Annotated in this window: 9 protein-coding genes and 1 pseudogene; all 10 read right to left on the bottom strand. The window is 74.7% G+C overall.

All coding sequences use genetic code 11. The features are described from left to right. Positions 1–22 precede the first annotated feature (22 nt). Positions 23–823, bottom strand: a complete 801-nt coding sequence (locus tag IG02_RS0106205; RefSeq protein ID WP_037802403.1) for an alpha/beta hydrolase — start codon at positions 821–823, stop codon at positions 23–25. Further along, a complete protein-coding gene (locus tag IG02_RS0106200) occupies positions 820–2,025 on the bottom strand; it encodes an LLM class flavin-dependent oxidoreductase (protein WP_037802466.1) in 1,206 nt (401 codons plus the stop codon). The genes IG02_RS0106205 and IG02_RS0106200 overlap by 4 nt, the downstream gene beginning before the upstream one ends. Before the next feature lie 111 nt (positions 2,026–2,136). After that, positions 2,137–3,432: an acyl-CoA dehydrogenase family protein gene (locus IG02_RS0106195; protein ID WP_234314622.1), complete on the bottom strand. Its 1,296-nt coding sequence runs from the start codon at positions 3,430–3,432 to the stop codon at positions 2,137–2,139. Positions 3,433–3,515: 83 nt separating this feature from the next. Continuing rightward, entirely contained in the window at positions 3,516–4,877 is a 1,362-nt protein-coding gene (locus tag IG02_RS38185) for an ABC transporter ATP-binding protein (RefSeq protein ID WP_063756733.1), read from the bottom strand. Further along, a complete protein-coding gene (locus tag IG02_RS36000) occupies positions 4,874–6,043 on the bottom strand; it encodes an ABC transporter ATP-binding protein (protein ID WP_420707726.1) in 1,170 nt (389 codons plus the stop codon). Before IG02_RS36000 ends, IG02_RS38185 begins: the two co-directional genes overlap by 4 nt. After that, positions 6,027–7,280, bottom strand: a complete 1,254-nt coding sequence (locus IG02_RS0106180; protein WP_107055547.1) for an ABC transporter permease — start codon at positions 7,278–7,280, stop codon at positions 6,027–6,029. The genes IG02_RS36000 and IG02_RS0106180 overlap by 17 nt, the downstream gene beginning before the upstream one ends. Then, positions 7,277–8,383 (bottom strand): ABC transporter permease, encoded by a 1,107-nt coding sequence (locus IG02_RS0106175; protein WP_051764545.1) that lies wholly within the window; start codon positions 8,381–8,383, stop codon positions 7,277–7,279. The genes IG02_RS0106180 and IG02_RS0106175 overlap by 4 nt, the downstream gene beginning before the upstream one ends. Next, entirely contained in the window at positions 8,380–9,987 is a 1,608-nt protein-coding gene (locus tag IG02_RS0106170) for an ABC transporter substrate-binding protein (RefSeq protein WP_078854244.1), read from the bottom strand. The genes IG02_RS0106175 and IG02_RS0106170 overlap by 4 nt, the downstream gene beginning before the upstream one ends. A gap of 976 nt (positions 9,988–10,963) precedes the next feature. Continuing rightward, positions 10,964–11,890 (bottom strand): DsbA family oxidoreductase, encoded by a 927-nt coding sequence (locus tag IG02_RS0106165; protein ID WP_051764543.1) that lies wholly within the window; start codon positions 11,888–11,890, stop codon positions 10,964–10,966. A 320-nt stretch (positions 11,891–12,210) separates the two neighbouring features. Continuing rightward, positions 12,211–12,639 (bottom strand): annotated as a pseudogene (locus IG02_RS38825) (RrF2 family transcriptional regulator); the annotation flags it as partial. Between the last annotated feature and the right edge of the window lie 222 nt (positions 12,640–12,861).

The raw sequence follows: 12,861 nt of genomic DNA, 5'->3' as shown, positions 1-12,861 counted from the left end.
GACCGGGAACCTGCCCGGCGCGTCACAGCTCCTCCCCTCGTTCGACGGTCAGGATGGGCCGCAGCCCGGGGTCGGCGCGCAGCCGCTCCAGCCAGAGCACGATCACCGCCGCCGTGGTCCGGTGCGAGGCGTCGTTGAGGACGTCGTGCAGTCCGTCGCGCACGACACCGAGCGTGCCGTGGGGCAGCCGGGCGGCCAGATCGCGGGCCCGTGCCGGCGGGGTGACGGGATCGGCCGCGCCGTGCAGCACCAGGGCGGGCAGGGTCGGCAGCGCCTCGCCGCGCAGGTGTGCCGGTACGGGCCGGGTCAGCCCGCCCCGTACGAACTCCGCGTCGCGCGTGAGCCGTTCGCGGTGGGTCGGGCAGGCCGTACGGGCGGCCAGTTCGGCGTCCCAGGACCAGTCGTCCTCCGCGCCGCCGCCGGTTCCTCCGGTGCCCTCCGCGCCGGCAGCCGACGGCGCGCCCGAGCCGGTCAGGGCCGCGCCCGCCACGACGACGCCCGCGACCGGGAGTCGCCGGTCGGCGGTCGCGGCGGCGTGCAGGGCCTGGAGCGCGCCCGTGTCGCTGCCGACGAGTACGACGGGCGCGGTGGGCTCGGGGCCGGCTGCCTCGCCCGCGCGGCTCAGAACGTCCGCCGTTTCGTCCTCCGGGGCGGAGTCGAGTACGTGCACGGCATACCCGTCGGCGGAGAGCCGTCGGCCGAAACGCTCGTAGACGCCCGGGTGTTCCCCGCGGCCGGGCAGCAGGAGCAGGGTGCCGCGCGGCGCGACACCGGTGGGCGGCAGCCAGGCCGGGACGGCGTGCGACACGGACAGTCCGGTCATCGGGGACTGCCGGCGGGAAGGAGGGCGGACGGAGTGGGGGTCCCAGCGGCGGTTCCGGCGTCGGTTCCGGGAGCGGCCGCTGATCCGGCGGAGGCTGATCCGGCCGGCTCGCCGTCCCGGGCGCCGGCGGTCGCCGCGCGGTGGGCGAGTTCCTGGCGCACCAGCGGCAGCAGGTGACGCCCGTAGTCGATGGCGTCGTCCAGCGGGTCGTACCCACGGATCAACAGCGTCGTCACGCCGATGTCCACATAGTCGAGCAGGGCCCGGGCGACGGTTTCCGGCGTGCCGACGAGCGCGGTGGTGTTGCCGCCCGCGCCGCTGGCGGTGGCGGTCGGGGTCCACAGCGCACGGTCGTGGAGGTCCCCCTTGGCCGCCGCGGCGAGCAGCCGTCGCGAGCCCTCGTTCTGCGGTCCGTTCTCGGCCCGGCTGCCCCGCGTCTGGTCGAAGAAGGGCCGGCCCGCGCCCCGCTTGATGGTGTCCAGGACGCGGTGCGCGCGTTCCCAGGCGAGTTCGTCGGTGGCTCCGAGGATCGGGCGGAAGGAGACACTGATGCCGGGCGGGGCGGTGCGGCCCGCGGCGGCGGCCGCCGCACGGACGGACGCGATCTGTTCCGCGGTCTCGGCCAGCGGTTCGCCCCACAGCGCGAAGGTGTCGGCGTGCTTGCCGCCCACGCGGTAGGCGGCCTCGGAGGAACCGCCGAAGTAGAGCGGGATGCCGGATTCGCGTACGGGCAGGACGTGGGAGGCGTAGTCCTCGAACCGGTAGTGCCGGCCCTCGTGCGTGAACGGTTCGGACGAGGACCAGGCCCGGCGCAGGATGCCCAGGTACTCGTCGGTACGGTCGTACCTCTCCTCCTTGTCCAGGTAGTCGCCGTCCCTGCGCTGTTCGACGTCGTGTCCGCCGGTGATGGTGTGGACGGCGACCCGGCCGTCGGTGAACTGGTCGAGCGTGGCGAAGGTACGGGCCGCGAGCGTCGGCGCGATGAAGCCGGGGCGGTGCGCGACCAGCAGCCCGAGGCGTTCGGTGTGGGCCGCGACGTACGAGGCGACCTGGACGCCGTCGGGCCTGCCGCTGCTGTAGCCGATCAGGATCCGGTCGAAGCCGGCGTCCTCGTGGGCGCGGGCGAACCGGGCGGTGTAGGCGCGGTCGATCACCGGACCGCGGGCGGGCCTCGTCTCGGAGGCGTCCTGGGTGCCGATCATGCCGATGAACTCGACGGACGGCGGTCCGGCGGAGACCGGTGCGGTGGCCGCCGCACCGGTCACGGCGCCGGTGGCAGTGGAGGTGCGCGAAGCAGTGGGGTCCGTCATGGATCAGTCGCCTTTCCTGGTGGAGCCGTTCGCGGTGGAGCCGTTTTTGGTGGAATCGTTCGTGGTGGAGCGGTTCGCGAGCGCGCGGTCGAGGGCCGCGCGGCCGGTGGCGAGGAGGACGGAGTCGTCCTGCGGTGTGTGCACCCGGGCGCACAGCACGTCACGGAGGTGGCGTTGGAGCGGGTTGGCCCGGGTGAGGCCGTGGTTGCCCGTGAGGGAGACGGCCTGTTCGACGGCCGTGACGGCGGCACGGGTACCGAGGACCTTGATGGCACCGGCCGCCTCCGCCGCCTGTCGGTCCCCGCTGTCGACACGGGCGGCGAAGGTGTCGACCAGGGCGTCGGCGCCGAGCAGGGCGGCCTCGATCTCGCCGACGGCGCTCTGGAAGCGGGGCAGCGTGGCCAGCGGCGCGCCGAGCGCGGTGGGCACCCGCTCGTGCAGGAAGCCGGTCAGCCAGTCCCGGGCGGCGCCCGCGACGCCCAGGTACAGCGCGGTCAGCCCGAGGGCGTTCCAGGCGGCCGTCTCCGGGTCGGGGCGGGCCCCGGGGGTGTCGCCGGCCTCGGTGAGGGCGATGACGTCGTCGGCGGGTACCGGTACGGAGTCGAGCACGACGTCGTCGCTGCGGCTGGCGCGCAGACCCACGTGGTCCCAGGTCGGCTCGACGGTCAGACCGGGGCTGCCGGCGCGCACGACGAACGAGCCGACCCGCACGGGATCCTCGTCGGTCCGCGCGAACACGAGCATCCGGCTGAGCCCGACCGCCCCGGTGGAGTAGATCTTGCGTCCGGTGAGCAGCCACTGGTCTCCGCGGCGGCGGGCGGTGGTCGCGGGCAGGCCGCCGCGCACGGGACTGCCGAGTTCGGGTTCCACCCGCAGCGCGTTCACGAGGGCGGGGCCGGTGGCCGCCTCGCCGAGCAGTTCGGCATAGGCGGCGCGCGGCCAGAGCGAGGTGCGGGCCTCGGCGGCGTGGGTGAACAGGGTCATGGCGGTGACCAGCGCGACGGCCGGGTCCCCGGCGCCGAGAGCGCGCAGGATCCGGACGGCGTCGGCCAGCCCGGCACCGGGGCCGCCGTGCCGGGCGGCGACCGTGGCGGTGAGCAGACCGGCGTCCTGGACGGCTTCGACGCCCTCGTACGGGAAGGAACCGTCGCGGTCGTGTGCGGCCGCGCGGGCCGCGAGCGCCCGGGTGACGGCGGGCAGCCGCTCCCACGCGGGGGGCGGCAGTGCCGCGGCACCGGCGCGGCGTGCGGCGGAGCGGTCGGCGTCCGACGCGGCCCGCTGATCGGTGGCGGATCCCACGGCCCGTTCGGTGGGCCGACCGGACGACGAATCGTCGGAGGCCGATGAGTCCGGGGAGGACGAGTATGGGGGCACGGTACGGGTCACGGTGTCTCCGGCCGGTCGATGCGGTCTTCGGGTCGAGGGTCGGCGGTGGGGCCGGCGAGCCGGTCGCGCCAGCTGGACCAGTGGTGACAGGCGACCGAGTGCCCCCGCTCGAGGGCGAGTTGGTCCAGAGGGAGGTCGTCCGGGGCGAAGTGGTCCGGGGCGGGGCGCTCGGTGCCCACGCGCGGAGGGTCGTTGTGCTCGGGGTCGCACTCCTCCCGATCGTTGCGCTCGGGCTCCTTGCGCTCGGGGTCCTTGCGCACCGGGGCGTCGTGCTCGGCGACAGCGCGCGGGGACGGCTCGTCGTGGCACTCGGGCCCGGCGAAACGGCAGCGCGGCGCGAAGACGCACCCGTCGTAGTCGGGCCAGGGCTCCCGGTCCGCCGCCGGGCGCAACTGTGCGGGCAGCGGGCGGTCTTCGCGGCGTACGCTCGGCGCGGAGGCCGTGAGCAGCGCCGTGTACGGATGGCGTGGCCGGGTGAGGACCTCACCGATGGGCCCTTGTTCGACCAGTCGGCCACGGTAGAGGACGGCGACCCGGTCGGCGATTCCGGCGAGCGAGCTGAGGTCGTGGGAGATCACCACGACGGCCAGGTCCATCTCGCGGCGGAGCCGGTCCAGCAGGCCGAGAACGAGGTTGCGGTTGGAGGCGTCCAGGGCGCTGACGGGCTCGTCGGTGAACAGGAGCCGGGGCCGGGTGACGATGGCCCGGGCCAGGGAGACACGCTGACGCTGGCCGCCGGAGAGCTGTCCGGGGGTGCGCGACCCGAGGACGTCGGCCTCCAGCCCCGCCAGGGCCAGCGCCTCGTCGACGCGTACGGCCCGCTCCCGCCGGGTCGACACGCCGACGGCGGCCAGCGGTTCAGCCACCACCTGGCGCACCGTCAGGTCCGGGTCCTGGGAGCGCAGCGGGTCCTGGAACATGAACTGCACCCGCCCGGAGCGCCGGAACTCCCGAAGCTCGCCACCGCGCAGCCCGGTCAGGTCCCGCCCCTCGAAGGCGACACCACCGGAGTCGGGCGGCACCAGACCGACCGCCGCGCGGGCGAGGGTGGTCTTGCCCGAGCCGGTCTCCCCGATGATCCCGATGATCTCCCCCGGCCGTACGGTGAGGTCGACGCCGGAGAGCACACGGGTGGCTCCGGCCCGACTCGACGAGGTGGCCCGGCGGCCGTAGGAGACGGACAGTGCGCTGATCCGCAGCAGGGTGTCCGGGCCGTCGGCCGGCGGGGGCGGCTCACCGGGTGCCGTGGCCGGCCCGCTCCGCCGGAACCGACGGGCGAGTCCGACGAGTCCGACCGGTCCGCCGTGCCGGGCCGACGGGGCCGGCCGGGGCGCGCCGGAGGTGGGCGCGGTGGTCATGCGGGGACTCCTTCCGGTACGGACGCGGGTGCGGTGCCTGGCTGTGCGGGTACGCGCAGGCAGCGGGCGCGGCGGCCGGGGGCCGGTGTGCGCAACGGGACGGGCTCCTCGGCGCACTCCGCCACGGCGTGGGCGCAGCGGTCTGCGAACCGGCATCCGGGCAGCTCCGCGCCGGTCTCCGGCGGCCGGCCGGGGATGACGCCCAGTTCCCGGCGACCCCAGTCCCCGATCGACGCGACCCGCAGCAGCGCCTCGGTGTAGGGGTGCGCGGGCGCGGCCAGCACCTCGGCGGTGGGACCGTCCTCGACGATCTCGCCCGCGTACATCACGAGGATCCGGTCGCAGCTCTCGGCGACCACGGCGAGGTCATGGGTGACCAGGAGCAGGGCCAGCCCCTGTTCCGCCCGCAGTCGCTGGAGGAGTTCGAGGATCTCGGCCTGGACGACGACATCGAGGGCGGTGGTGGCCTCGTCCGCGATGAGCAGTTCCGGGGAGCAGGAGACGGCGATGGCGATGAGGACGCGTTGGAGCATCCCGCCGGAGAGTTCGTAGGGGTACTGGTGGTAGACCTCTCCGGGCCGGTGCAGCCCGACGTCCGCGAACAGTTCGACGGCGCGGGCGTGTGCCTCGGCCCTGGACAGTCCCCGTGCCACGCGGAGTTGTTCCGCGAGCTGACGGCCCACGGTCAGGGAGGGGTTGAGGTAGGAGGCGGGGTCCTGGAAGACGGCGCCGACGCGGCGGCCCCGTACGGTGTTCCATTGCCTGCGGGTGAGGGCGGTGAGTTCGGCGTCCGGGCCGTCGGCGGAGGCACCGAGGGTGATCCGGCCGCCGGTCACCCGGCAGCCGGCCGGCAGCACACCGAGCGCGGACCGGCAGGTCAGGCTCTTGCCGCTGCCGGACTCACCGACCAGGCCGACCGCTTCGCCCCGGCCGACGGTGAAGGACACACCGCGTACCGCGTGGGCGCCGCCGGAGACGGTGACGTCGAGGCCGTCGAGGGTGAGGACGGGGCCGTGGCCCACGTCCTCGGCGCGGCCGTCCGGATGGTTCGGCTGCCGGGCGCGGGACGCGGGCGTCGCGTCGGGGGCGGTACGGGGCGCGGACGCCGCCCCGGGGGCAGTAGGGGGCGCGGACGCCGGCCGGACGGACTCAGCCCGTGGTGACACGGTGCTCGACCTCCTCGGGGTCGGTGGTGGACGGACGGTGGGCGGAGGGGGCGTCGGGTCCGTGCGTGTGATCGGGATGGGCGCCGGAGGCCGTATCCGTGGTTCGGGTACCGGAGTCCGTATCCGTGGTTCGGTGACCGGGAACCGCCTCGTCGGTACGGCCGGCCGGCCCGTCGGGCGCAGCCGTGGCCGCCGGGCCGTTCGCCCCCACGTCCGCGACGACGGCCGGCGTATCCGAACCGACGGTCGGCGCATGCCTGCCGACGGCGGGCACGTCCTCAGCCTCGGTGCCCACCCGCGCCCGAGGGTTCGGCCGGGGCTCCGGCCCGGGCGTTCCCGGCGGGGCCGTGCGGGACGTCCACCGGAGCGCCGTCCGCCAGGTCTTCCCGCCGCCCTTCGCCGGGCCCCGCGCCGCCGCGCCGTCCGGTGCGCCGGCGTCCCGGACCGCGTCCGCCAGGATGTTCAGCGCGCCGACCGTGAGCATGATGGCGGCGCCCGGGATCAGCGGCGCCCACGGCTGCTGCGCCAGATAGCCGAGATCCGAGGCCAGCATCCCGCCCCACGTCGGCGCGGGCGGCTGGACGCCCAGACCGAGGAAGGTCAGTGATGCCACGACCAGCAGGGCCTGCCCGACGGCCTGGGCCGTGGTGACCGCGACCGTGGGAAGAATCTTGCCCCAGACATGGGTGCGCAGGATCCACCACGGGGACGCGCCCATCAGCTCGGCCGCCTCCACGTACTGCGCCTTCCGCAGTCCCAGCGCCGCCGCCCGGGTGACCCGGAAGTACAGCGGCGCGAAGAGCACGCCGAGCGCCAGCATCGCCTGGTGCATGCCGTTGCCGAGCGCGCCGACCACGGCGATGGCGAAGACCGTGAAGGGCATGATCATCAACGTGTCGGCGACCCTCTGGACGGTCCATTCGACGCTCCGGCCCAGCCATACGGAGGCGATGCCGGGGACGATGCCGAGCAGCATCGCCGCCCCGACCGCCTCCAGGGCGCCCACCACCGATCGGCCGGTGCCCGCGAGGAGCCGGCTGAGGACGTCGCGTCCCAGATAGTCGGTGCCGAGCGGATGCGCGGCACTCGGCCCGCGCAGCATGTCCACCGGGCTCTGCGCCAGCGGATCGTGCGGGGCGAGGGCACCGCCGAACACCGCCACCACGGCTACCAGGGCGAGCACGGTCAGCGCGATCCTGGCCGACGGCAGCCGCCAGGTGCGGCGCAGGGTCCTCATCGGTCGCCCCCCTCGGTGGCGGGCCCACCACGCCGCCGGCCGCGGGACGGTCGGCGGGCGGCCGGATCGAGCGCGGCGAGCGCGGCGTTGACCCCGATGTTGGCGACGAGGACCACCCCGACGGTCACCAGCAGCGTGCCCTGGATGACCGGGATGTCGTGCTGCTCCGCGGACTGGAGGGCCAGCTGGGCGATTCCCGGCAGGTTGAAGATCTTCTCGGTGACCACCGCGCCCCCCAGGATCACCGGCACGCTCACCCCGAGGACGGAGAGGGCGGGCCCGGCCGCGTTGCGCAGCACGTGCCCGAACAGCACACGCCGGGTGGAGAAGCCACGCAACTGTGCCCCCGTCACATAGTTCTCGCGCAACGCGCCGACGAGCGAGGTGCGCAGTTGCCGGGCGAGGGAGGCCGCGGCGTCCAGGCTGAGGGCGAACGCGGGCAGGGCCGCGTGGCGCAGCCACTGGCCCGGGCTCTGGTCGAGCGGGACGTACCCGCCGGTGGGCAGCACACGGAGTTGCACCGCGAAGACGACGATCAGCACGATGCCGATCAGGAACGGCGGCAGCGTGGCCGGCACCGAGCTGACGAGCGTGATGGCCCGGTCGAGCCGTCCGCCCGCGTTGAGGGCGGCGGCGATGCCGGCCGCGCCGCCGATCACCACGGCGAGCAGCAGTGCGAGCCCGGCGATGGACAGGTCCACGGGCAGTGCCAGGGCGATGCTGTCGGCGACCGGGACGCCGGTGAACCAGGAGACGCCGAGGTCCCCGGTGAGCGCGTCGCCGAGCCAGCCGAGGTACTGCGCGTACAGCGGCCGGTCGAGCCCGAACAGCGCCTCCATCCGCGCGATGTCGGCGGGCGTGGCCATGTCGCCGAGGACGGCCGCGGCCGGATTGGCGTCGGAGAGCGCGCCGAGCGCGAAGGTGAGGAGGGAGGCCAGGACGAAGACGGTCGCGGTGACGAGGAGTACCCGGCCGAGCGGCGCGGGCGCGGCGGCGAGCCGTCGCCGCACGGCGGACCGGCGCGTTGCGCGGGCCTGGTCCCCGTCGGAGCGGGCCTCGTCCCCGGCGGGGCGACGGGGCTTCGTCAGTACGGGCGCGCTCATGAGACGGTGACCCCCTCGAAGCGCTGCACGACCGTGTAGGCGGGGATCTCGGAGACCCTCGGGTGCCGGGCCAGGATCCGCGGGACCGTGTAGAGGAAGACGTTGGGCATGGTCCGGACGGCGATGCCGGTGGCCCGCCGGAGCACGGCCGGGTAGTCGGGCGAGTCGAGCGGGGTCCGGCGGACCTCGCCCAACGCCTTCTCCAGCTCGGGCGAGGTGGTGCGGCCGGGGTTCATCAGCCCCTCCTTGCCGAAGAGGACCTGGAAGCCCTGGGTGGCGGATTCGCGTCCGGCGAACTGGTCGACGTAGAACGCCTTGGCGCGCTGGACGTAGATGAGCTGGGTGGCACGGGCGGAGGGAATGGTCTCGAGGGTGGCGGTGATGCCGACCTTCTTGAGCTGGGCCTGGATCAGTTCCGGTACGCCCTCGGCGTTCTGGGCCGTGAGGGTGACGTGCAGGCCGTCGGCGTGCCCGGCCTTCGCCAGCAGCCGCCTCGCCTCGTCGGGGTCGTACGGGAAGAGCCTGTCGAGGGCGTCGTCGTGGCCCGCGTATCCCCGGGGGAAGGGCTGGCGGGTGACCTCGCCGTGTCCGAAAGAAGCGGTCTTCAGCAGTTCCTCGCGGTCGACGGCGTACTTGAGGGCGAGTGCCACGTTCGGGTCGGTGAAGGGTTCCTTGCCGGTGTGGACGTCGAGGACGGCCACCACCATGGACGGGATGACCTGGACCTCCAGGCCGGCGGCGCGGGCGGCCTGGACCTGGCTGCCGGGTATCTGGGCGACGTCGTACTGCCCGGAGGAGAGGGAGGCGACGACGGTGGAGGGCTCCGGGAGAGGGTGGAGCTCGAAGTTCTCGATCTTGATCCGGTCGGCGTCCCAGTAGGCCGGGTTGCGGCGCAGGACGGCCTTGTCGTTCTGGACGTACGACACGAGGGTGAACGGCCCGGCGCCCGCGGGCCGGGTGGCGAGGCTCGCGGCATCGGTCTCGAAGACCCTCGGGTTGACGATCATGCCGGTCTTGCCGGCGAGGAGCAGCGGTATCTGGAAGTCGGGCTCGCTTAGCCGCAGTCGCACCGTGTGCGCGTCGACCGCGATGACGTCCTTGACGCCGACGAGTTGGGAGGCGACCAGCGATTTCGCGTCGTCGCGCCCCCGTTCCAGACTCTTCTTCACGGCGGTCGCGTCGACCGGGGTTCCGTCGGTGAACTTCTGCCCCTGGCGGAGGGTGAAGGTGACGACCGTGCCCGCGTCGTTGTACGTCCACGAACTCGCCAGGGCCGGCCTGGCGTCGCCCGCCTCGTCGAGCGTGGTGAGTCCCGCGTAGACGAGGGAGAGCGAGTGCACGTCCCAGCCCGCGGTGGAGGTGATGGGGTCCCAGGAGGTGGTCAGGTTCCAGCCCCATTTGAGGGTGCCGCCCTTGCCGCCGGCCCCGGTGGTGGCCTGTCCGCCGCAGGCGGCCAGGCCGAGCGCGGCACCCACGCCGAGTGAGAGTCCGAGGAAGGAACGCCGGCCCGGACCGGGGCCGGCGGACGGCGCCGGAGCGGCCGGCGGCCCGGCGCCCCGGCGGGCCGCCCCGCCGGCGGTGGTGGGGGTCGGGAGGATCGGCATGGGTACGCCACCTTTCTGGGCCGAGCCGACGCGTTCGGGTACACGGGCGGGCCATGGGCGCCCGGTCGGGCGGCTCGGGCGAGAGGAACGAAGAAGAACGGGGGGAACGGGGAGGAACGACGACGCACGAAGCGGATGAGGGAAAAGAACGCCGGTGCCGCACGGCAGTCGTGCGGTGTGCCCCCGGACGGTCGGCGGAGTCGCGGGGCGAATCGTCGCCGCGGCGGCGAGGCGGACGAAACCACTGCCCGGCCTTTTGATCGGGGCAGGCCGAGCGAAGCGGCGGCAGGCGAACGTACCGCTGCCGGGCAGGCGGGGAGGGACGGGGAGGAACCGACGTGCGCGGGTGCGGCCTCGGAGGACGGGGCGGTCGGGCACGACGGATGCCGAGCGGCCGCCGACGACGTGACAGCGGGAGCGGGAGCGCCGTCGTCAGGCGGACCGGCCGGTCACCAAGGGCTCCGGGGCCCGGCGGCCGACGACTCGTGGGACCGGCTGCCCCGGCATCCGGGGCGACGGGAAAGGCCACTGGCCGGCCGTGACCGGAAGGCACATTCCCGCCGCGCGACGGTGAGACGCGCGGGGCCGCGCGCCCACGCCCTCAACAGGGCCGCGTCGGCGGTCGGATCAGCGACAGAGGGCGCTGGAGGTGCGCCGGTAATCCACGTAGCGGCAGACCACGCCTGGGTGCATCGAATGCATGACTCGTATCCTCTGCGTCCGGCGGAACGCTGTCAATGGACACCTACAGGTGTCTCATTGTCCGAGATCCATCGCCGAGTCCGCCAATACCGCCGACGACCTGCACGTTCATCTCCCGTCCCGGGTAAGGACGGTGGCGTCGCACCGTATGGCGCGGCCGCTCGGGCCCCGTCGGCGGACGGACCGGCGAGGGCCGGCGTCGACCGGTGCCGGTCGCGACGCGCAGCGGTGGCCGCTCCGAGAACGGCGTCGTTCGTCGTGCCCGTCGTCCGGGTCAGCGGCGCGGGCGGTAGGGCGCGGGGTAGTCACGCGCTTCCTCGGGCCCGAGCCACAACGGGCCGTTCGCCGTTTCGATCCGCCGCGCACCGGTCGGCGGCCCGGCCGTACCGGTGAGCAGGGCCAGATCCGGGCCGGTGAGGCTGTGCCAGCGCGCCAGCGCGGCCGGTGCGGACAGCCGTACGGGAACAACCGCCCGCGAACCGCCCGCCGCCCTTCCGGCCGCTTCCAGGTACTCGGCGACCGGGCGCCGGCCCGGGACGCACACCCGGCCACCCGGTCCGTCGAACAGCAGCGTGGGCAGGGCGTAGCGGTACCGCCGCTCCCCCAACTCCTTGGCCCGCCCCGGGTGCGGACCGGGACCGGTGAGGCCCAGCACCTCCGGCACGGGACTCCGGGTCTCGGCCCGGTCGGCGCGCACCGCCCGTGCCGTCTCGGGCGCGGCGGCCTCGCGCAGCAGCCGGTCGACGTCCAGGCCGGGGATCCCCCGCACGACGTGGCGGACGCCGTCCATGGTGTCGGCCGGCGTACCGAGGACGAAGGTGCTCTCGCGCAGCCGCCGCAGGACGCGCTCGGCGGTCACCGGCCCCTGTGAACGGGCGGCCGTGGCGGCGAGGGAGGCGGGCAGGCTGGTACGGGTCAGCCAGTGCAGCCTGGGGGCGTACGGGGCTCCGGTGTGCGCGGTGACCTCACGGATGAAGCCTTCGTACCACCGGGCCTCGGCGTCGGGGTCGGGGGCCGGATCGTCGTCCTCGTCGAAGAGGATGCCGAAGACGGTCCGCCAGCGGGTGCGCGGGCCGAGGGACTGCCGGAGCAGCCGGAAGACGGGTTCGGATCCCCAGGCCCAGGGGCACGCCGGGTCGGTGAACTCGGTGACGCGGACGAGGCCGTGGGCCGAGTCCGCTGCGCTGTCCTTGCTTGCCACGACCGGGCTCGGCCCTCCAGGACCGGGGGGCGGACCCGATTGCGGTCGCGGCCGAGGACCTGGTCCCGGTCGCGGCAAGGGGTCCGAATCCGGTCGCGGCAGGGGGTTCGATTCCGGAGCCCGGTCAAGGGCCCGCCCCGGCGTCCGAGCCGGCACCGGCTCTCCGCCACCGTCCACCCCGTCCCGCCGCCCGCTCATGCCGGCACCGCCGGGAGGACACCGCGCGCGGCGGCCCCGGCCGCCGGGGCGGCCTCCCGCACGTCCGCTTCCGCCTGCGCCGCCCCCGGCGCCCCTGCCGTCCCCATCGCGGCCGTCGGCCCCGTCGACCCTGCCGTCCCCGGCGCCGCGGACGCCTCCGCCGCGAGGGCGGCGATGGTCGTCCCGTCGAGCACCGACCGCGCCGCCGCCCCGGCCGCGTGCCACAGGTCCGGCAGTCCGCGGGCCGCGCCCGGGTACCGCAGCGTCTCCGGTGACGCGCCGCGCAGCGTGAGGAACTCCCCGTCGACCGCGGTCATCACCTCGGCCACACTGATCGCGGCCGGGTCCCGGCCGATCCAGTAACCGCCCTCACAGCCCCGCTGGCTGCGGACGAGCCCGGCGCGCCGCAGGTCCCGGAAGACCGACTTGAGGAAGCGGAACGGGATGTCCTGCGCGGACGCGATGCCCTCACAGGTCAGCGGCCGGCCGCTGTCGGCGGCGAGCTCGACCAGCGCCCGTACCGCGTAGTCCGCCTTCGCCGAGATCTGCATGTGCGCACCGTCTCCTCGAGTTCGTCGTTCAAGAAGTACCGTCCGGACGCCCGACCGGGTTTCCCCGTGCCGGGCCCGCCCGGACTCGTATCGGTCCCGCGCGAATCCGTGCGGACCCGCGGGGGCAGCACCGCTGTCAGTGCCCCCGGGCACACCGCCGGAAAGCCGGAAACTCCCAGCTCGGCGGTAATGGACACATCTTGACATCCATTCGCCGCACTC

The organism is Streptomyces sp. NRRL F-5135, from assembly GCF_000719775.1.
In the GTDB taxonomy this organism is placed as follows: domain Bacteria; phylum Actinomycetota; class Actinomycetes; order Streptomycetales; family Streptomycetaceae; genus Streptomyces; species Streptomyces hebeiensis.
Note: the sequence above shows the minus strand (reverse complement) of the source record. Positions and strands in the feature narration are given on the sequence as shown.